We start from the raw sequence: 20,841 nt of genomic DNA on the forward strand, positions 1-20,841 counted from the left end.
GACATACAAGGGAGGTTGCAAGCGAGTATGGGATTCTTTGATAAACTAAAGGAAGGACTCAAAAAAAGTAGAGACGCATTTTTTAACAAAATCGGTCAGATACTAAAAACTAAGAAATTTGACAAAGAGACTCGGGACGAGATCGAAGAGCTACTAATTTCTGCCGATGTTGGAGTTGAAGCTACCGAATATATCCTTGACAGACTCGAAGAGATGAAACCAGAAGATGCGTTTGGAGCCTTGAAAGAGATTTTAATTGAGATTCTTTCGAAGGATAATAGACTGAACATTCCGAATGAGAAGCCTTTTGTAATCAGCATGGTTGGGGTGAACGGTTCTGGAAAGACAACAACGTGCGGGAAGCTGGCGTACATGTTTAAGAGCGAGGGAAAGCAAGTAGTTCTTGGCGCATGCGATACATTCAGAGCGGCCGCAATAGACCAACTGAAAATTTGGTCAGAGAGAAGTGGGGCTACGTTTATCGCACATATGGAGGGAGCGGATGCTGGAGCTGTAGCCTTTGATGCTGTGAACCATGCCATTTCCAAGGGGAAAGACGTTGTTATTCTGGATACAGCTGGCAGACTACACAACAAAAAACACCTTATGGACGAACTCCAGAAAGTGCACAGGGTCGTCCAAAAACTCATACCATCTGCACCTCACGAAGTGCTTTTGGTCATGGACGCTGTGACGGGTCAGAATGGTTTGCAGCAAGCGAAAATTTTCAAGGAAGTTGTTAATGTAACAGGCATAGTGCTTACAAAACTTGATGGAACTGCGAAAGGTGGAATTGCAATTGCCATTGCAAAAGAGCTTGGCATACCAATTAAATTCATAGGCGTGGGAGAAGGAATAGAAGATTTGAAACCGTTCGATGCCAAAGACTTCGTGGAAGCCTTATTGGCAGGAGATGAAGTTAATGAGTCAACCGCCACTGCTGTATGACAAGAGATATAGATGCCCAATATGTTCAAACGAGGCTGTTTCGAAGAAAGTTTTCACAGACAAAATTAGAATTAAAAGATACGACGAAGACATGAAACCAAATTACGAAGGAGTCAATCCACTGTTGTATTCTGTCATTGTATGCCCACACTGCCATTATGCCGCCTTGGAGCAAGATTTTGAACAGCCGGTGTCTCCAATTTACATGGAAGAACTAAGGAAAGTTCAGAACGAAATAAGAATACCTGAAAATGTTTCATTTTCACAGGAACGAGACCATAGGACAGCCATAATTACTTATGCACTTGCAACGCTATTCTACAACGCAAAGAGACAACCATGCAAAGTTGCTGAGATGTATCTGAGGATGGCATGGCTTTACAGAGAATTATCAGACGAAGAAAACGAACTTAAAGCACTTGCGAGAGCTTTGGTGTATTTTGAAGAGTGCTATACGAAAACAAACTTAGACACTGAAAAAGAGCCGGTGGTGTTATTCTACCTTGGGGAGATATCTTACAAGCTTGGAAAAGTCAGTGAAGCAAAAAAATGGTTTTCCGAGCTCGTAACCAGATATAAGAATATAAATTCCTTTTATGTTAAGGCAGGGAGAGACAGATGGCAAAGTATAAAGGAAGAACTAAAATAAGCATCTTAAAGCTATCTTCTGTGTTGCTATTTTTATCCCTTTTGCTATTGATTTACTCCTGCATGCCGATAGGAAATTACCTGGAGCTTTCCATGCAATTGCAAAATATTGAAGAGCGTGTCGAAAAAATTGAGAAATTGAGTACTTCTCAGAACGTTAATACTGTTCAATCACAGCAGATTCAAAAAATGCAGAACCAACTTGTGCAGATTACAGATTCCGTTTCCAAACTCGAAAACTCTGTCGGTCAGTTACAACAGAAAGTTGCGACTATTGATAAAGTTCAGGCGTCTTTGGAACAGCTATCAAAAAGAGTCGAAAAGGTCGAAAGTGTTAATGGCAGTAATAACAATGCGATAAGCGACTTAACGAAGAAACTTGCTACTGTTGAGAAAAATGTGACTACGGTACAAAGTAGAGTGGCTTCTTTGGAAAACCAAATTAAGCAGATTGATAATCTTCAAAAAGGTATAGATTCCCTCAGCGCACAAGTTAGAAATATCCAACAGAACATGCCTCAAAAAATAAGCCAAAGCGATATTGAATTTCTCAAACAGTTGCAGCAACAGATAATTGAGTTAAAAAGCGCACTTCAAAGTACGGATCCAGCAACTTTACTAAAACTAAACACAGGTTATATCTACTATATAGTGAAGTCGGGTGATAATCTCTCATCGATAGCATCGGCTTATAAGGTTAGTTTAAACTCGTTGATCAGTATTAACGATATAAAGGATGCGTCGAAAATAAGTGTTGGTCAACTGATCAAAATCCCAGTCGATGACCCAAAAAATTACGTGCGCGTTCCTGTGAAGATACAGCCCACAGATATACTTTCTTACCACGGTCAGGAAAGAAATGGTGTAAAAACCATCGGTATGGACATCTACGCAAAAGGAAAGGATATATATCCCATTCTACCGGGTAAGGTGCTAAACGTTGATAATACTACAGTGACTATCGATCATGGTAATATGATAATGGCGATATACGGTGGGATAAACACTTCGCTCAAACCGGGCAATTTTGTCAGCGTTGATAAACCAATAGGTCAGTGCATCGACGTATTCCACTTTGAACTCTACATAGATGGTGAACCAAGAGACCCTCTTAGGTTGTTCACAGAATACAAAGGCATATTCACTGTAACATTCTACTCCGAATGGGACGATGGTAAAGTTCCAATTCACCCTACGTTTAGGATAGCACGAAATGGTAGGGTTCCCCAACAATTTCTGACTATAGCCGTTGATCCAACGGTTATCCCTCTTGGTTCACTTGTTTATATACCGACATTAGCTAATGTGGTCTTTATCGCCGAGGACACTGGTAGTGCGATAAAGGGCAACAGGATTGACGTCTACGTAAGCGATGTACGACTCGCGTTGAATAACGGAATTACACCACATCCTGTTTATATAATCAGACCAGAAATAAATAACTGAACCGGTGAAAAGGAAGGGTGATATATTGGCTATCACAATGAAGAGTGAGTACGCGATAAAGATAATGATATTAATAGGCTTAGAGAATAGGCGTGTAAACGCACGTGAAATAGTTAAGAGATGCCGAGCGAAGTTGCCGCTTGAGTTTGCGGAAAAAATTCTGGCAGACCTTGCAAGAAACGGCATACTGAAAGCTTACAGAGGAAGAGGCGGTGGTTATGAACTCGCAAAAGGCACCGAAGAGATAACGGTCTACGATATCGTTACTGCTGTGGATAACCCAACTGATGCCATTAAATGCTTTGTCGATGTGGACCCAACTCAAGAGAGTCCTGAGACTTGCACGGTTAACAAAATCTGGGAAGTCGTTTTGGAAAAAATGGAAGACACGCTTAAGAGCATTAAGCTCAAAAATTTGATTGAAGATTACAAAGCGAGGTGCAATATTTGAGTACTGGGTTCAATAAAAAAGGAGTCAAAGTAGGTGTTTTACTTAGCGGTGGTGTTGATAGCGCGGTTGCGCTGTATTTGCTTTTGAAAGAAGGGTACGACGTAACCGCTTATCACATGAAGACTGTGAAGGATGAACTTTATATAACCAAAGAAATAAAACACAAAGTCTGCTGTAGTCCATCTGATACATTCGATGCCCAGATGATTGCGAAAAAATTCGGTGTTCCGTTTAGGATAGTTCATGTCGAAGATGTGTTCAAAGAAAAGATAATAGATTACTTCATAAACGAGAACCTTCTTGGACGGACCCCGAATCCCTGCTTTTTCTGTAATGAATACATAAAGTTCGGTGTTGTCATGGATATTGCATTAAGAGATGGAATGGAGTATGTGGCATCCGGACACTATGCAAGGATAATAGATGGTCATTTGTACAAAGCAGTTGACGAAAGTAAGGATCAGTCGTATTTTTTAGCTTCAATCAGGAAGGAGAAATTAGAAAGAATAATTCTACCAAACGGGAATTACACGAAAGATGAGATAAGAAAAATCGCTCAACAGCAGGGCATACATGTTGCTCAAAAGGTAGACTCCCAAGATTTATGCTTCTTACCTGACAACGACTTGAAGGCGTTTTTCAAAGATGCCGGAATTGAAGTCAAACAGGGAAATATCATTACAACCGACGGGAGAATTATCGGAAAGCATGAAGGATTACCATTTTACACGATAGGTCAAAGGAAACTCGGTATAGCCGCTGGAAGTAAATTTTACGTGAGGGCCAAAAACGTTGAAGGCAATTTTATTTTAGTTGCTCCAGTTGACGAGCTTTACGACAAGCACATGGTCGTTTCTGATTTAAACATATACGACGAATTGCCAAATGAGTTCCGAGCTACTGTGAAGATACGAAAAAAGTTTAAAGAGGTGGGTTGCACAGTCAGGTACGAAAAGGAAAAAGGTGGAAGGCTCTTTGTAACGTTCGATGAACCAACTTTCGCAGTAACACCTGGCCAGATCGCAGTCTTCTACGATGGTCCAAAGGTGGTTTGCTCGGGAGTAATTCAGTAACGGAGATGAACACACTCTGCCAGCATGAAAACATGGCTGAAATAACAAATAATCAAGCTAATGTGGGAGGGGATTTCCTTGATAGAAGTTATGATATCCAACGAACAAATCAGGCAACGCGTAAAAGAACTCGGAAAGGAAATTACAGAATATTACAAAGACAAAACCGACACACTCCATGCTGTGTGTGTTTTGAAAGGTTCAATCCATTTTTTTAGCGAGCTTGTGCAGAATATAGAGATGAACGTAGAATACTCGTTTATTCAGGTCTCCAGCTACTCTGGTGTTTCCTCAACGGGACGTATTAGGGTGAAAAGCTGGATAGATGAGCCAATAGAAGGAAGGTACGTTATTGTAGTTGAGGATATTCTCGACACAGGACTGACACTTTCGTATATACTTGAATACCTGAAGAGGTATCGACCAGCGGACCTAAAAGTTGTAACGTTGCTGAAAAAGCTTGGCAGAACTCCTCAAGTTAATCCCGACTTCATGGGTTTTGAGATAGAAGATAAATTCGTAATAGGTTACGGGCTTGATTACAACGAAAAATACAGGAATCTACCGTACATAGGATGGGTAAAGGGAGATATTAAGTGACATGAAAAATGTACTCTACGTGTTCGTAATATTCATAGGAATAGCTGCTGCACTTTTCGTATCAACGATCTGGATAGAGATGTTCCTGAGGATATTTTTCATACCGACGGAGGACCCCGTCAATATTCTCGTTTTGGGATTAGATAAAGACATTGGTGGGACAAGGCGTACCGATGTTATACTTGTCGCAAGCATAGATCTTGAAAAAAAGAAAATGCTGCTCTCCAGTATCCCGAGGGATTTGATGATAGATGGTAAAAAAATCAATGCCTATTACCAGTCAGAAGGGCTTGAGAAATTTAAGAAAAGGATCGAACAGCTTACAGGTATGAGTATAAATAGGTACTTCATAGTAGATTATGATATCTTCAAATTCCTTGGTGACGAACTCGGACCAATCGAGATTTTTGTCGACAGACCAATGCATTACAAGGATGTTGCTCAGAATTTGGAAATCGACTTCTCACCTGGTTATTACAAAATGAAAGGAAAAGAACTGCTTGCGTACTTACGTTTTCGAAAAACTGCAGAAGGTGACATAGGAAGGTTGGACAAACAGAGGGTCATAATAGAAAAGTTAGCCCAAAAAGCTCTGCAAAAAAACGTCTTCGCACTAACTGAATTGTATAAAGAGGTAAAAAAGCGGACGGAGTTCAACATAGAAATAGGTGAAGTCGTTTACATCCTTTCGAAAGTAAAGAATGGCTTCCAAATTGAAAGTGTTCCATTTCCGTTTTACATAGGTGAAGATGGTAACTTGTACATCGACGAATCTAAGATAGAACAGTATCGTGCAAGCTTCACAACAGGTGAGAAAAAATTAGAAGAAAAGTACAGGTTCTACGTTATAAACAATACAAAAGACAGAACGATAAAATTCGGAGGCAAAATTGAGAATCTTTTTTCTTCAAAAGGGTACAAACCCAACAATATATTTTACGAAGGTGTAGATGTAAACATCGAGAAAAATACGGTGTTGATACTTCGAAAAAACGAAGGACTTAAAAAGTACATCGACAAACTAATCGAGGATGTCTTTCCACAAACCAAGTTCGAAGTTGTTTACGTCGAAGATAGAATCGATTACGTATCTAAGTACCTTTCTATCATAGGTGAGTTAACCAAGAGTGGTAAGAAAGTTGTCTTCCCCATAGACTTCATAATAGTGCTAAAAAGCGACTTGCAAATTTAAGAATCTATTGCAGAGGTGAGAGGTTTGCTAAAAAGTAAGAGAATCTTCTTTACCTTTCTAAGCCTGGTGCTTGTGATATATATTAGCCTTGGATATTCACAAACTAACTCTCAATCGGTCCTAACGAAGTCAGTTGAAAATGGTATCAGTGTTTACAATTTCATTGAAAAACTTGCCGGAAGCCGCAACTACGACGTAAGTGCGTCGCTGACATTTGATATTATGGATGGTCAGTCACATAAAAAGATAACATTTTCCTTTGATATGGTTGTTGAAAACCTTGAGAACTTCGTTTTTTATTTGAAAGCTCCCGAAGTAATTAAAGACATAGTAATCCAGTATGACTTAATCTCGAGGAGAGTTGAATACAAATACAAGAATTTTAAATCAACGGAAAACATATCCTCAAACGTTTCACAAGTGGGTGATGTACTTACATCGATAACCGATTTCCTCTCAACACCTCTTTTTGATGTGGTGCACCAGTCGAATTATGTTGAGTTCAAACCAAAGAACGCAGCAATTCTTGCGAGATTCGGAGTTCAACCGATAACAGTCAGGCTTTACACAGAGCGCGACCTTCCAAAGAAGATAGAGATATTGTACGAAAGAACTGACGAAAAGGTGGTTTTGGAGTTCAAGAAATTCATAATAGGATAGTTTCACCTGTCCTAAGATTTCAGAAGAGGGGGAACGGAGATGCTTAGAGCATTCTTACGAAGAGCTCTCGTTTTTTACTTACTCACACTAATAGTGTTTGGGTTTGCGTACTTTAACTTTGGAGTCGGATACAATTATGGAAATTCGCCGAACTGGGTCTTACGCCTCGGATACGAGGAGAGCGGATTCACACTGAATGCTGACTGGACGGTAAACAAGCTTTGGAACATTTACGGTGGTGTATATTTTGGGAGCGATTTAGGTCTTATCGTGGGACCAACTATTTACGCAACATACGATTACAGTGATTCTGAGAACGCCTTTTCTGTTGTATACGGTCCCGTTGTTGGACTTACGAACAAACAACTATCCATCCAAATCGGGTATCTAAGCGATTTTAGAAGTATTGCAGACATATCCGATGCCGTGTTTGCAAGCTTAAGGTTCTATATCCCAGACCCACCAGGCATGAGGATGAAGGACAAGCTTTACGTGGAAGCACTATATTACAAAGGCAACTTCAAAATAGTTATAGGTTTGTTGGAACCGTATTTTTAAGACATTTTCTATGTTTATAATACTTGAAAACTTTCATCGATGTGATATAATAAACCTTGCTGATACATGAGAATAAGTTTGCCGAGGTGGCGGAATTGGCAGACGCGCATGACTCAGGATCATGTGGGGTCACCCGTGCGGGTTCAAATCCCGCCCTCGGCACCAGATATTAGTTCAGCAAGGGTCGGAAGAAACCGACCCAAATTTTTTAATTATGCACTTTTGGCGGGTGGTATTTTGACGAACGTAAGGTTTTACGACTACAATGTCCTTTGTGGAAAGGCTGGAGAAGTCAGGGGACATCTTGTTGAACTCATAGAAAGGGGCGAAAAGCTCTTTGTCGTAACGCTAAATAGCCAGATTTTCCTAAAAGCAGAGCAGATCCCTGACTATAGAGAGGCGTTGGAGCATGCTTCTTTTCATCTTCCAGATGGAGCGGGAGTTGTTTGGGCGATAAAGAGGCATTGTGGTGTCGATACAGACAGGATACCTGGCATTGACACAATGGTTTATCTTTGCAAAGAAGCGGTGGCTAGAAAGTGGACGGTCTACCTGTTAGGCGCAAGACCTGATGTTATACCAAAGACCGCCGAGAATTTGAAAAAGCAGGGTGTAAACGTTGTGGGTTACCACCACGGCTACTTTGAAGACCAAACGCCGGCTGAGGAGATTGAAAGATTAAGACCTGACCTTTTGTTTGTTGGAATGGGGACTCCCAGACAAGAACTCTGGATACACCAGCACAAACACCTTCCGTTCAAACTTGCTATGGGTGTTGGTGGCAGTTTTGATGTTATCGCGGGCGTTAAAAAACGTGCACCGCAACTATTCCAGAAACTACGTCTTGAGTGGTTCTACAGATGGTTGAACGAACCAATCGCACGAGCTCGCGTTCCGGTTGATGTTGCAAAATTCTTTTTCAAGGTGGTTCTTGATGGAAAAAATGGAACTTGTAAAAAGGTACGTTAAAGAACTTATTGACTCCCCTGTGAACCTTGTTGGTTTCAAAGACTTCAATGAAGCCTTCCATAATCTTTACATGGATTCTGTAATTGCCGTAAAACCAGAAGATTTGGGTGCTGAATTTTTGGATGTGGGCACTGGCGGCGGTGTCCCTGGTGTATTTCTTGCTATAGAATTCGGCGCTAAAGGACTTCTGATAGACAGTGTATGCAAAAAAATAGACTATGTGAAAAAATTGTGCGAACAACTGGAAATCAAGAATGTTGAATTAATGTGCATCAGAGCGGAAGAACTGAAAAAAGCTGGGAATTTTAGAGAACATTTTGACAGCGCAGTGTCAAGAGCGGTCTCAAAGATAGCAACGGTTTTAGAACTCACCGCACCTTATGTCAAAGTTGGAGGAAAGGTTCTACTCTACAAAGGGCCAGGTTATACAGAAGAGTTGGGTCAGTCTGTAAATGCCATGAAAGAACTTGGTGTAAAATTGGTCGAGACGAGAAAATACACTATTTTAGGCAAAGACAGATTCTTTCTTGTCTTCGAAAAATTCGCTCCAACACCGGAAAGATATCCTAGAAAAACGGGAATTCCTGAAAAAAGACCGATCAGATAAAAAAACAAACGTCAAACCAAAATCCCCGAGGTATACTTCTATTGCCTCGGGGATTTTTTGTGGTATAATTACTTTTGAGAATATTCATTCAATGAATGAAAAATCTATTCAAAAGGCTGCGAAGGAAGGAGAGGAGTGTTTAATGAACGGCAAGAAGTTGAAGATGGCACTTGTTGGGTGTGGAAGAATAGGCAGTTCCAAGCATGTGGAAGCGATAGTAAAGAATTCTGATACTATAGAAGCCACTGCAGTTTGCGATGTTGTTTTGGAAAAAGCTGAGAAATGTGCCCAAAGTATAGAGGAGAAGGCTGGGTACAAACCGAGAGTGTACAAGAAATACGAAGATATAATAAATAACGAAGAGATAGATTTTGTTGCAATTGCAACAGAGAGCGGTTATCATTACCAGATTTCGATGGATTTTCTGAAAAGCGGTATAAACGTGTTAGTTGAAAAACCAATGGCACTTTCAACAAAGCATATGGATGAAATGATTCGTACAGCAAGAGAAAAGCATTTAAAACTTGGAGTATGTTTCCAAAATAGGTTTAATCCTCCTATTGTGGAGCTAAGAAAGAAAATAGAAAGTGGTGCTTTTGGTAGAATCAATTACGGAGTTGCAGCCATCAGATGGAATAGGGACAAGAATTACTATGAGCAAGCTCCGTGGAGAGGAACGTGGCACCTTGATGGCGGTTCCCTGATGAATCAGTGCACGCACAACATCGACTTGCTCCAGTGGATGCTCGGCGGGGAGATTGACGAAGTGTACGGAGTGATCCGCAATTTCCAGCATCCGTACATCGAGGCGGAAGACTTCGGTGGTGCAATTGTTAAATTCAAAGATGGTAAGGTGGGAATCATCGAAGGTACATCGACGATTTACCCAAAGAATTTAGAAGAGACACTTTCTATATTCGGTGAAAAAGGTTCGGTTGTGATAGGCGGGCTTGCAGTTAACAAAATTCAAGTTTGGAAATTCCCTGAAGAAGAAGGTCATCCGTTTATGGACTTACCTGACCCTGATACTGTCTACGGTTTTGGTCACGTGCCACTTTACAGAGATTTCTACGAAGCTATTGTGTACAATAGAGAGCCTAAGATTCCCGGAGAAGAAGGAAGGAAAGCCGTTGAGATAGTGCTTGCGATTTATAAATCTGCCATGGAGAACAAACCTGTCAAATTTCCATTCGAGTTCGATTCAACTCAAATGAAAGGATGGAGAGACCAATATGTTGTGCGTGGTTAAAGAATTCACGTTCGATGCTGCACACAACTTGGTACAGTATCACGGTAAATGTGAAAAGTTGCATGGACATACTTATAAACTACAGATCATCGTTTGTGGGGAGAAAGATGAGGAAGGGATGGTCATTGATTTCGTTGAGCTCAAAGAGATAGTGAAAAAGGAAGTACTGAACTATTTAGACCATGCCTACATAAACGAAATAATACCGCAACCGAGTGCTGAGAACATAGCGGAATGGATATGGGACAGGTTAGAAAAGCACCTCACAACGGAGAGGTACAAGCTTACCGAAGTAAGACTGTGGGAGACACCGACATCTTGGGTAGTGTATAGGAAAGAATAGAAAAAATGGCACCCTTCGAGGGTGCCATTTTTGCGTCATTTCGGAGTGATTATGCCAATTTTTCCTTTTCTTCAGCAGCGTGTCTTGGCGTTTCTTCGTATTGTATGTTTGCAAATATTTCAAATCCAGTTCCAGCGGGGATAAGCTGACCTACGATGACGTTTTCCTTGAGACCTTTGAGTGTATCAATCGCACCTTTGATGGCTGCATCTGTCAGTACTTGTTGTGTTTGCTGGAAGCTTGCCGCACTGAGCCAACCTTCGTATTCAAGTGATGCCTGTGTGATTCTCAGTAGTTTCCTTCTGTACTTAACCGTTTCCTTTGGCATTATCTGGTAAACTTCTCTTTCTTTGTCGTGGTTGATGATTAGTACATCTTTTACATTGTATTTGATCAGCTGTTCTAATAATTGTTCTGTTATTTCGTCTCCTTCTTTTGCAAGTTCTACGATTTGACCTTCTTCGTTCTTTATAAGGATGTGCCTTGCAAGTGTCTTACCAATAATGCGCTTCCTGTTGAGCTCTATCCTTGCGTTACCTTCCATTATCTCTTTGTTGACTTTGTTAAGAAGTGTAATTGGTACAAGGTCACCTGGTAAGAAGTCTGTATCACCTGGTTCAATGACTTCTGCCTTATTGAGCATCTGCCTGATTATCAATTCGAAGTGTTTGTCGTGGATATCGACACCTTGCTGGACATAGACCTTCTTGATTTCTCTAAGCAAGTACATTGCCGTGTCTTCCACTCCGAGTTCTTCAAGCACCTTTCTAACTTTCAGAGAACCAGTTGTAAGGGACTGACCCGGTAGGACTTTCTGCCCAATGTTTACGTTGATTCTTACCCTCGACGGAACAACGTATTCGTGTATTGAGCCAAGCTCGTCTTGTATGTAGATCTTCTTTGGTTCATCTTGTGAAATGTCGACTACAATGCCCTTGACTTTAGAGAATATACCTTCTGGGTCTTTCGTCTTTTTCCTTGCCTCGAAGAGTTCTTCGACCCTTGGCAAACCTTGTGTAATGTCCGCCGTTGTCGCGATACCACCGGTGTGGAACGTTCTCATTGTAAGCTGGGTACCTGGCTCACCGATGGACTGAGCTGCTACAATACCTACAGATTCACCGACACTCACAACTTTATGGTTCGAAAGGTCAAGACCGTAACATTTAGCACAGACACCGTGCTCTGATTCACATGTGAGCGGTGACCTTACGTAAATTTCTGGTCGAACAATGATACTATCTATATTGTTCTCCTCAAGCATCTTTGCAACGGTTACGTCTATTTGTTCTTCTTCAACGGCAAGTTGTCTCTTCCTTTCTTTGTCCCATACGACTTCTTCTGCAACAACGTTTCCAACAACCGGGTAGAGCTTTACCTTTACCGTTTTGATTCGTGCATCTCTTAGCTTTTTGATAACTTCCCAGTTGAGTTCACTTTCCGCTGGTAGTACCTCTCCTCCGAGGTCAACATCTTCTGCAAGTTCTGCGTAGACTTCAGGGATGTTCATATTGGACAGATCAAAGATTTTTTCTTCAACAACAGGTACTCTCTTTTTGTAATTAGACAAGAACTTCGCATCTTCGTCAAGGATTACGGCATCTCTCTGATAGACCCTTCCAGTTTCTGGATTGACGAGTATATTACCTGTTCCTGGTTCGTAAACATCTTTTGCCAAAAGTCTTCCGAAGATGAAATCTTCTATCTTTTCAACAACGAAATTGTCAGAGCTCTTCAATATAGCTGCCCTTACACCTTCGTGTGTTCCACAGTCTGGTTGAGTTATCACAACGCTTTGGACAACGTCAACGAGCCTTCTTGTTAGGTATCCTGCAGAGCTTGTTCTTAAAGCGGTGTCAGCGGAACCTTTCCTTGCACCGTGCGTACTGATGAAGAATTCAAGCACCGACAGACCTTCTCTGAAGTTAGAAAGAATCGGAATTTCGATGGTCTTACCGGACGGGTCAGCCATAAGACCGCGCATACCGGAAAGTTGCTTAAGCTGGTCTTTGTTACCCCTTGCTCCAGAATCGACCATAATAAACACTGGGTTAAATGGATTCTGGCCAAGGTACTTATAAGTTTCTTCTTGCACTATATCTGTTGCTTTCGTCCAAATCTTTATCGTTTCCTTGTACTTTTCTTCATCGCTCAGCAAACCTTCTTCGTAGAGTCTTTCAATTTCTTCTATCTTCTTCATTGCTTCGGCGATGATTTCATTCTTCTTCGGTGAGATGAGGAAGTCTTTCAAACTGACCGTCAATCCTGAAATCGTTGCGTAGTGGAATCCGAGCGTCTTTATATCATCAAGCAGATCTGCAGTTCTGTCAATACCGTGTTTTTTGAATGTCTTGTAGACAACGTCCTTAATCCCGTTCTTACCGAATGTCTTGTTGTAATCTTTGAGTTCGTCCGGAAGAATCGAGTTGAATATCACCCTACCGAACGTTGTTTTGATGACTTTATCGTTGATTTTCACAAGTATCGGCTCGTGTAGTCTTATGTGGCCAAACTCGTACGCGATCTCTGCCTCTTCAGGAGATGCAAACTTCCATTTGATATCTTCTGGCTGGACTTTGTCGTAGTTCTTATCAACCATAGTCAAGTAATAAACACCAGCGACGATATCTTTTCCAGGCATCGATATTGGTTTTCCGTGCGCTGGCGAGATGATGTTGTACCTTGAAAGCATGAGTAACCTTGCTTCAGCTTGTGCCGCTGGCGAGAGCGGTAGGTGAACAGCCATTTGGTCACCGTCGAAGTCAGCGTTGAACGGCGGACATACCAATGGATGCAACTGGATTGCGTTACCTTCTATTAATTTTGGTTCGAACGCTTGAATCGACATCCTGTGTAGTGTTGGTGCCCTGTTGAGTAGGACAACCCTTCCTTGAATCACCTTTTCGAGTTTTTCCCAAGCTTTTGGATCTTCTCTTTGGAGTTCCTTTCTGTATTTCTTGACTTTTGTCTGTGTTGTTTCGGCGTTTTCTTCTTTCGAGAGCTCGGCGATAACAAACGGTTCGAAGAGCTCAAGCGCCATCTTCTTTGGTAAACCACATTCGTGTATCTTCAAATGAGGACCAACAACGATGACCGCACGACCGGAGTAGTCTACACGTTTACCGAGTAAGTTCCTTCTGAAACGACCTTTCTTTCCTCTGATGAGATCAGTGAGTGATTTCAGCGGTCTTCCGTTCCTGTCTGTGTACGCTTTTCCTATCTTCCCGTTGAAGATAAGGTTATCGACGGCTTCCTGAAGCATACGCTTCTCGTTCCTGATGATGACTTCAGGCGCGTTCATTTCGTACAATCTCTTAAGTCGGTTGTTTCTCATTATGACCCTTCGGTAAAGGTCGTTGAGGTCCGTTGTTGCGAATCGGCCGCCGTCTATCTGGATCATAGGCCTGATTTCTGGTGGAACAACTGGCAGAACGTCCAGCACCATCCATTCTGGTTTTGTTCCACTTTCCATAAGGTCTTTGACGATTCTCAATTTCTTCAACAATTTCTTAGCTCTTACACTGCTCTTTGGAACTTTATTGAGCTCGTTCTCGAGGTCGGTTTTCATAACTTCGAGGTCAAGTTGCTGCAGTAATTTCTTTATAGCTGCAGCACCAGTTTCTGCTTCGATTTTTCCTGGGTATATCATGCTGTAAGCTTCGTAATCTTGCTGGGTAATGATCTGGCCTCTTGTAATTCCTGTTTCCTGCGATATCTCTGGATCGATGTACGTTACAACCATTATTGGTTTATCGTTTTCCACTTGCTCTTCAACAACGAACATGCCGTGGTAGTGTTGGCTGAAAATTTTGTATTCTTCAATAGAAAGCTTTTCATCTTCAAACAAGAACCTGTCAGCGATGACATCGCCTGCTTTTACCATTTCTCCGTCTTGTACGTATATCGTTGCACCTTCGAAAACTGGGTACGTCTTCGAGGATTGGACATTTTCGATATATATCGTACCTGTTGTAATTACTTCGTATGTTCCATTATCAATAGGCCTAAGGTTGAGATTTCTGCTGAATTTAACAGTTCCAGAAATTGGCGCAATTAAGCGTGGCAGCACTGTTTCTGTGCTCAGCTGTTGCCCTTTCTTGACTTTATCGCCGTTCTTTACCAAAGCTCGTACACCGTACGGTAATGTGAATGTGATAGGCGTATTCTTGCTTGTTGGAAGTGGGTTCAACGTGATTGTTTCCGAAACTTCGTCGACTTCTACAGTTCCATCAAATGGTGCGAAAATGGCGTCAACCCTTTTTTCTGGAACTATTTCGTCTCCTTGGTTGACAAAATCACCATCCTTAACCTTGAGTTCCATGCCACTGTAAACACGCAATTCGGTTCTTATAACGTTCTTTATTGTGATCCAGTAGATATCTCTGTCTGTGTGTGTTCTTTCGTGCTTTATCTGAACTTCTCCATCTATGTCGGCTACGAGTGGAGCTCTTGGTTCCTTGACGATGTAAGCGGGCGACACTTCAAAATCCCATTTTTTCTCATATATTTCATACTCTGTTTGGTTCAGTATTGAACCTTTAACAAACGGTGTATTCTTTGGGTCTGTGACTATCAAAACTCTTTCATTGACTCTTCTGCTACCAAAGTAAACGATGTTTTCTATGTCTTTCACGGTCATATCAAGTAACGTGGCGATGACGCTAGGTGTGTTCTTGAGATACCAAACGTGCGTAACAGGTGCAGCCAATTCGATATGTCCGAATCGGCGCCTTCTTGCATCCCTTGATTCAACTCTAACTCCACACTTTTCACAAACCGTACCTTCGTATTTCTTTCCACTGTACTTTCCGCAAGCACATTCGTAATCCTTCACAGGTCCGAAGATCCTTTCACAGAAAAGACCGTCCCTTTCCGGTTTGAAGGTACGGTAATTGATTGTTTCAGCCTTTTTGACTTCTCCACTTGACCAGCTTCTAACAACCTCTGGAGATGCCACCGCCACTTTAACTTTTGCAATTTTCCTCTTGAAAGAAGAACTCATTCATTTTCCCTCCTCTTAACGTCGGGTGAGAAACCACGCAAACTTAATAGAACCAAAAAAATCGGTACGCTGCTTTACATTTTCTCGATATCTATCTCATTACCGTGCTCGTCATAAACACGCACGTCAAGTGCAAGACCTTTCAGTTCTCTCACAAGGACCTTGAAGCTCTCTGGTAGACCGGGTTCTGGTAAGTTCTTACCTTTCATTATCGCTTTGTAAACTTCCGTTCTACCCTTGATATCGTCACTCTTGACCGTTAGCATTTCGTTCAACGTGTAAGATGCTCCATACGCTTCAAGTGCCCAAACTTCCATTTCACCAAACCTTTGACCACCGAATTGAGCTTTACCACCGAGTGGTTGCTGGTGTATCAGTGAGTACGGTCCTGTTGCCCTTGCGTGGATCTTGTCCCTTGCGATGTGGATGAGTTTCATGATGTACATATAACCGACGAGCACTGGTGAATCGAACTCTTTACCTGTTCTTCCATCCCTAAGGATGACCTTACCTGATGGATTTTCCGGATCATCACCGTGGTGTAGATTGAGACTTTCACGGACTTTGTAAAGTTCTGGCAGTATTTCATCTTCTTTAGCACCGTCGAAAACAGGTGTAGCAAAGTGCCTGTTTGTCAATTTTGCTAACCATCCAAGAGAAGTTTCAAGTACCTGACCGATGTTCATACGTGATGGAACGCCCAATGGGCTCAGGACTACTTGAACGGGTGTTCCATCCGGCAAGAACGGCATGTCTTCTTTTGGAAGAATCATCGAAACGACACCTTTGTTACCGTGCCTACCTGCAAGCTTATCTCCAACTTCGAGTGGTTTCCTCGTTGCCAAGTAAACGCGAACGAGTGTATTCACGCCAGGACCAAGGTCACCAACTTCTTCTTTATGGAAGATGTGGACTCCGATGACTCTACCTTCGACACCGTGTGGGACTCTGAGTGACGAGTCTTTGACGTCTTTACCTTTTTCTCCAAACACGGACCTCATGATCTTTTCTTCCGGTGTCGCATCGCTTTCGCCATTTGGTGTAACCTTACCAACGAGGATATCCTGTGATGTAAAGTATTTCTGCTTACCAACGTATGCCCCAATTCTTATAATTCCGTTTTCATCGAGGTTCCTCAGATTTTCCTTCGATACATTCGGTATTTCTGCGGTGATTTCTTCTGGACCGACCCTTGTTTCTCTGGCTGTTGTTTCGTAAACTTCGATATGCACGGATGTAAATGTTTCTTCCTCAAGCAGTTCTTCACTCACCAATATAGCATCTTCGAAATTGTAACCTTCCCATGGCAAGAACGCAACAAGTACGTTTTTACCGAGTGCGAGTTCGCCGTTATCGGTTGCTGGTCCGTCCGCTATTGGAGACCCCTTCTTCACAAAATCTCCAGCGTTAACGATGGGCTTCTGGTTAATGCATGTATCTTGGTTTGACCTTACGTATTTCAATAATGAGTACTCGTCTAATACCGGTTCTCCCTTCTTGTCGTAAAGTGGATTACCATTTTCATCTGTTCTGTGGATGACGATCTTTCTGGCATCGACTTTCTTAACGATTCCGTCATGTCTTGCCAAGACAACGTGACCGGAATAGATTGCTGCTGGGTATTCCATACCTGTTCCGACAAAAGGAGCTTCCGATTTGATCACCGGAACAGCTTGCCTTTGCATGTTGGAACCCATTAATGCGCGGTTAGCGTCGTCGTGTTCCAAGAACGGTATTAGTGACGTTGTAACACTAACTATCTGCTTTGGCGATACATCTACAAAGTCAACTTCATTTCTGTGCACATATACAATTTTTTCAAGGTATCTAACGGGGACTTTTTCTTGCAGTATATTTCCATTTTCGTCCCTTGGAATTGTCGCTGAAGCGATTCTGTAATTTTCTTCTTCATCTGCTGCAAGGTAGACAACCTCATCTGTAATTCTACCGTTGACGACCTTTCTGTAAGGTGTCACGAGGAAACCAAACTTATCAATTGTTGCGTAAACGGCAAGAGAGGTGATAAGACCTATGTTACCACCTTCTGGTGTTTCGATAGGACACATTCTACCGTAGTGTGAGTGGTGAACGTCACGAACCTCAAACCTTGCCCTTTCCCTTTTCAATCCACCAGGACCAACTGCCGTTAACCTTCGTTTGTGTGTCAATTCGGCGATTGGGTTGACCTGGTCCATGAACTGCGAAAGAGGGTTAGTTGCAAAGAAACTGTTAAGAGATGCAACAACATTTCTCAAGTTAATCAAGCTTGGAATTGATATCTTGTCGAGACTCGTGTAGGTAGCGAGCTTTTCTTGAATCTGATGGACAGATTTCGAGAAAGCCCTTTCAAATTCTGAACCGATAAGTTCACCGACAGTTTTGACTCGCTTATTTGATAGGTGGTCTTTCGTATCAAGTGTCTCTGGATGCTTTTCAACTTCAAGGAGCATCCTGACAACCAAGATTATATCCATCGGTGTAAGTGCATCCGAAGATTCGGAATATTCAACGTTCTCTACGCTCTTTGGGTCTCTTCCTTCTATTTCAATAAGGTATCTTCTGTACGTATTTGTCAATTTCTTGTTCATTTTGTACCTACCGACTTCGGTAAGTTCAAATCGTTCGGGATTGAAGTAGAGGTTATTCCAGAAAGACTTTGCCGCGTTGTATCTGAAAACTTCACCGGGGCGCAATTCTTTGTATATTTCCATGTACGCCCTGAGTTCGCTAATATTTTCCTCAATTGGCATTTTCAGACGTTCTTTAAGCTTTAAATATGTTTTATGTATGTACTTGTTCGCAACCTTTATCTTATCGATTCCGTGTTCTCGGAATATTTCAACAAGTGTTGGTGTCAGTACTGAACCTTTCTCAGCAAGCATTTCCCCAGATTTTGAAACAACGTTTTCGATAATTATTACTCCCTCTGAATGTTTCAGAGCGTAGTCATCTTCAACATCTATGTAACTTGGGAAGAGAGAGAGGATATCTATATCGTTTTGATAACCAAGAGTCTTTAATACCAAGAAAAGATTCAGCTTTTTCCTTCTATCGATTCGTGCGTACAAAGTCTCATCGTTAAGGTTAAGCAATACCTCGAGCCACACACCTCTCACTGGCAAAAAGTGAGCTACGTATATCGGTTTTGCGCCGATGTTCTTGGTCGGCTCCTCGACAAAATAAACGCCAGGACTCCTGACAAGCTGACTGACAACGACTCTTTCGACGCCGTTTATGACGAACGTCTGATTTTCTGTCATGATTGGGTAATTTCCGAGGCTAACTTCTTCCTCGCGCATTTCTCCAGTCGAAAGGTCCGTAACTCTAACTGTTGCGAAGAATGGAGCGACGTAAGTGAGAAGGCGTTGTTTACACTCCTCAACGGAGTGGATAGGGTCGCCTACGCGGAAACCAACGAACTCGAGGCTGAAGCCCTTGTCTCTTCTGCCCTCCGTCTTTACTGAGGTTATTGGGCTGAACTTCTTGAGGATGCGCAAAATTCCATGGTCCAATAACTCCTTGAAGGATTTATGCTGGATTTCTACGAGGTTAGGGACATCGATGACTTCGTCAACTCTTCCGAAGGAGTACCTTATCCTCTTGCCCACGTGATAAGTTTTCAATCTGATCACCTCTTCCTAAAGTGTCAATACAGAATGGTTGGATATTACAAACAGTGAGGGGTCGAAAGAACTGGGTGTATAAATAAAAAACGCAGGGTTCTACAGAACCTGTTCGATACTGTGTCTTTTGAAGATTTTGGGTTTGTTGTGGCTTGCTCACTCATTCCATATCTATCTTATGGCAGACAATAATACCGCAATTATATATTAAACCATAAAAACCCCGCACTGTGTAGTACTGTGCGGGGTTTGATACACAATATTCTTAGTTTTGAAAAATATGTTACTTAATTTCAACTTCTCCGCCGACTTCTGCGATTTTCTTCTTAATTTCTTCTGCTTCTTCCTTCTTAACGCCCTGTTTAATGAATGCGTCTGGTGCACCAGCTTTTTCAACAAGGTCTTTTGCTTCTTTAAGGCCAAGTCCTGTGATTTCCCTAACAACTTTGATAACTTCAACTTTCTTCTGGCCGAAGCTCTTGAGGAGAACGTCAAATGTGTCCTTTTCTTCTGCCGCCGCTGCTGGAGCTGCTGCCGCTGCTGCTACTGGCATTGCTGCCATAACTGGAGCTGCTGCGCTAACGCCGAATCTTTCTTCAAGCATCTTAACAAGTTCTGCGAGTTCTGCAACTGTCAATGACTCAATAGCTTTTACGAGTTCTTCCAATGTCATAATATCCACCTCCTAGTAAGTTTAACAAATGTTCATAGTGTTATTGACTCATAACAAACTTTGGAATTACTGCTTTTCTTTTTGCTCTTTGATAGCGTTAAGAGCGTAAAGTACACTTCTAAGCACACCTGCGAGAGAGTTGACAAGTCCGCGAATAGGTGCTTGGATGCCACCAACAACCATTGCGAGAAGTTGTTCTCTCGATGGAAGTTTGGAAAGGTTTTCGAGCTGGTCGCCCGCGAAGAACTTTCTTTCAAGGTACAGACCTTTGCAGGTAGGTACTCCTTTGTTTTCTTTCACAAAGTTGTAGAATATCTTGATGGCTTCAACAGGATCTGCTTCTCTGTTCACGTAGAGAACTGCTGTTGGTCCAAAGAAGGAGCCGTCGTGACCTTCGATGTCATACTCTGCGTTCTTAAGAGCCATCTTCAAAAGTGTGTTCTTAACGACTGTAAACCTTGCATCGTTACCCAACTTCTCTCTCAATGCTCTTCTGAGCTTTGTCATCTGAGCGACGCTTAGCCCAGTAAAGTCGGCGAAAAGCACCAAGGAAGAATTCTTAAACTCTTCGGTCAACTCACTTACAAGTTGTTCCTTCTCAGGTCTTTTAAGCACGTCGTCACCTCCCATATCAAATAAAAAATGCCTCTTTTCGAGGCATAACGGAGGGGAGCACACCACTAAAAAGAGCGCTAATGCGCTGAACCGGTGTCTTATCCCTTCCGTGCCTCCTGCAGGCGCCCTTTTGTGAGGGCTTTATTTGACCTGCAATCTACGGCAGTTTCAATTTAAGGACTAC

General features: G+C 42.1%; 17 protein-coding genes and 1 tRNA gene. 14 read left to right on the forward strand and 4 right to left on the reverse strand.

Annotated features, from left to right (window positions below; all coding sequences use genetic code 11):
- Positions 1-27 precede the first annotated feature (27 nt).
- From ftsY to queD, 14 genes are all read left to right on the forward strand, one after another.
- Entirely contained in the window at positions 28-948 is a 921-nt protein-coding gene (gene ftsY, locus NA23_RS10480; RefSeq protein WP_033191591.1) for a signal recognition particle-docking protein FtsY, read from the forward strand.
- Positions 923-1,597, forward strand: a complete 675-nt coding sequence (locus tag NA23_RS10485; RefSeq protein ID WP_033191590.1) for a DUF2225 domain-containing protein — start codon at positions 923-925, stop codon at positions 1,595-1,597. Before ftsY ends, NA23_RS10485 begins: the two co-directional genes overlap by 26 nt.
- A 92-nt stretch (positions 1,598-1,689) precedes the next feature.
- On the forward strand, positions 1,690-3,042 hold the full coding sequence (locus NA23_RS10655) for a 3D domain-containing protein (protein WP_275060689.1): 1,353 nt from the start codon (positions 1,690-1,692) through the stop codon (positions 3,040-3,042).
- Between the two features lie 25 nt (positions 3,043-3,067).
- Entirely contained in the window at positions 3,068-3,493 is a 426-nt protein-coding gene (locus NA23_RS10500; RefSeq protein ID WP_033191588.1) for an RrF2 family transcriptional regulator, read from the forward strand.
- Complete coding sequence (mnmA, locus tag NA23_RS10505; protein WP_084384102.1) at positions 3,490-4,566, forward strand: tRNA 2-thiouridine(34) synthase MnmA; 1,077 nt, start codon at positions 3,490-3,492, stop codon at positions 4,564-4,566. Before NA23_RS10500 ends, mnmA begins: the two co-directional genes overlap by 4 nt.
- 78 nt (positions 4,567-4,644) lie before the next feature.
- Positions 4,645-5,166, forward strand: a complete 522-nt coding sequence (gene hpt / locus NA23_RS10510) for a hypoxanthine phosphoribosyltransferase (RefSeq protein ID WP_090223207.1) — start codon at positions 4,645-4,647, stop codon at positions 5,164-5,166.
- A gap of 1 nt (position 5,167) precedes the next feature.
- Positions 5,168-6,358, forward strand: coding sequence for an LCP family protein (locus NA23_RS10515; protein ID WP_033191586.1), 1,191 nt, complete (start codon positions 5,168-5,170; stop codon positions 6,356-6,358).
- Between the two features lie 66 nt (positions 6,359-6,424).
- Positions 6,425-7,018, forward strand: coding sequence for a hypothetical protein (locus NA23_RS10520; RefSeq protein WP_249477076.1), 594 nt, complete (start codon positions 6,425-6,427; stop codon positions 7,016-7,018).
- 39 nt (positions 7,019-7,057) lie between these two features.
- Complete coding sequence (locus NA23_RS10525; RefSeq protein ID WP_033191584.1) at positions 7,058-7,576, forward strand: hypothetical protein; 519 nt, start codon at positions 7,058-7,060, stop codon at positions 7,574-7,576.
- 80 nt (positions 7,577-7,656) lie between these two features.
- A tRNA-Leu gene (locus NA23_RS10530) sits at positions 7,657-7,741 on the forward strand.
- A gap of 57 nt (positions 7,742-7,798) precedes the next feature.
- Complete coding sequence (locus tag NA23_RS10535) at positions 7,799-8,545, forward strand: WecB/TagA/CpsF family glycosyltransferase (protein ID WP_249477078.1); 747 nt, start codon at positions 7,799-7,801, stop codon at positions 8,543-8,545.
- Positions 8,511-9,152: a 16S rRNA (guanine(527)-N(7))-methyltransferase RsmG gene (gene rsmG / locus NA23_RS10540; RefSeq protein WP_033191583.1), complete on the forward strand. Its 642-nt coding sequence runs from the start codon at positions 8,511-8,513 to the stop codon at positions 9,150-9,152. The genes NA23_RS10535 and rsmG overlap by 35 nt, the downstream gene beginning before the upstream one ends.
- A 142-nt stretch (positions 9,153-9,294) precedes the next feature.
- A complete protein-coding gene (locus NA23_RS10545; RefSeq protein WP_033191582.1) occupies positions 9,295-10,401 on the forward strand; it encodes a Gfo/Idh/MocA family protein in 1,107 nt (368 codons plus the stop codon).
- Positions 10,385-10,744 (forward strand): 6-carboxytetrahydropterin synthase QueD, encoded by a 360-nt coding sequence (gene queD / locus NA23_RS10550; protein ID WP_033191581.1) that lies wholly within the window; start codon positions 10,385-10,387, stop codon positions 10,742-10,744. Before NA23_RS10545 ends, queD begins: the two co-directional genes overlap by 17 nt.
- A gap of 49 nt (positions 10,745-10,793) precedes the next feature.
- Here queD and NA23_RS10555 read toward each other — a convergent pair whose 3' ends face one another.
- The 4 genes from NA23_RS10555 to rplJ all read right to left on the reverse strand — a co-directional run bounded on the left by NA23_RS10555 (position 10,794) and on the right by rplJ (position 20,657).
- The gene (locus NA23_RS10555; RefSeq protein WP_033191580.1) at positions 10,794-15,746 is read right to left on the reverse strand and encodes a DNA-directed RNA polymerase subunit beta'; all 4,953 of its coding nucleotides are present in this window, start codon (positions 15,744-15,746) and stop codon (positions 10,794-10,796) included.
- Between the two features lie 74 nt (positions 15,747-15,820).
- Positions 15,821-19,369 carry a DNA-directed RNA polymerase subunit beta gene (rpoB, locus tag NA23_RS10560; protein WP_033191579.1) on the reverse strand — a complete coding sequence of 1,183 codons (3,549 nt, stop codon included), beginning with the start codon at positions 19,367-19,369 and terminating at the stop codon, positions 15,821-15,823.
- Positions 19,370-19,652: 283 nt separating this feature from the next.
- Positions 19,653-20,042, reverse strand: coding sequence for a 50S ribosomal protein L7/L12 (rplL, locus tag NA23_RS10565; RefSeq protein ID WP_014452530.1), 390 nt, complete (start codon positions 20,040-20,042; stop codon positions 19,653-19,655).
- 66 nt (positions 20,043-20,108) lie between these two features.
- Entirely contained in the window at positions 20,109-20,657 is a 549-nt protein-coding gene (rplJ, locus tag NA23_RS10570; RefSeq protein ID WP_033192557.1) for a 50S ribosomal protein L10, read from the reverse strand.
- Positions 20,658-20,841: the final 184 nt, after the last annotated feature.

This window comes from Fervidobacterium islandicum, assembly GCF_000767275.3.
Lineage (GTDB): Bacteria > Thermotogota > Thermotogae > Thermotogales > Fervidobacteriaceae > Fervidobacterium > Fervidobacterium islandicum.

What these genes read in the sequence shown, in the direction of transcription:
- NA23_RS10545 (WP_033191582.1), top strand. Translation starts at nt 9,295, where the DNA reads ATGAACGGCAAGAAGTTGAAGATGGCACTTGTTGGGTGTGGAAGAATA.
- NA23_RS10555 (WP_033191580.1), bottom strand. Translation starts at nt 15,746, where the DNA reads ATGAGTTCTTCTTTCAAGAGGAAAATTGCAAAAGTTAAAGTGGCGGTG.
- ftsY (WP_033191591.1), top strand. Translation starts at nt 28, where the DNA reads ATGGGATTCTTTGATAAACTAAAGGAAGGACTCAAAAAAAGTAGAGAC.
- NA23_RS10485 (WP_033191590.1), top strand. Translation starts at nt 923, where the DNA reads ATGAGTCAACCGCCACTGCTGTATGACAAGAGATATAGATGCCCAATA.
- NA23_RS10655 (WP_275060689.1), top strand. Translation starts at nt 1,690, where the DNA reads ATGCAATTGCAAAATATTGAAGAGCGTGTCGAAAAAATTGAGAAATTG.
- NA23_RS10525 (WP_033191584.1), top strand. Translation starts at nt 7,058, where the DNA reads ATGCTTAGAGCATTCTTACGAAGAGCTCTCGTTTTTTACTTACTCACA.
- rplL (WP_014452530.1), bottom strand. Translation starts at nt 20,042, where the DNA reads ATGACATTGGAAGAACTCGTAAAAGCTATTGAGTCATTGACAGTTGCA.
- queD (WP_033191581.1), top strand. Translation starts at nt 10,385, where the DNA reads ATGTTGTGCGTGGTTAAAGAATTCACGTTCGATGCTGCACACAACTTG.
- NA23_RS10515 (WP_033191586.1), top strand. Translation starts at nt 5,168, where the DNA reads ATGAAAAATGTACTCTACGTGTTCGTAATATTCATAGGAATAGCTGCT.
- rsmG (WP_033191583.1), top strand. Translation starts at nt 8,511, where the DNA reads ATGGAAAAAATGGAACTTGTAAAAAGGTACGTTAAAGAACTTATTGAC.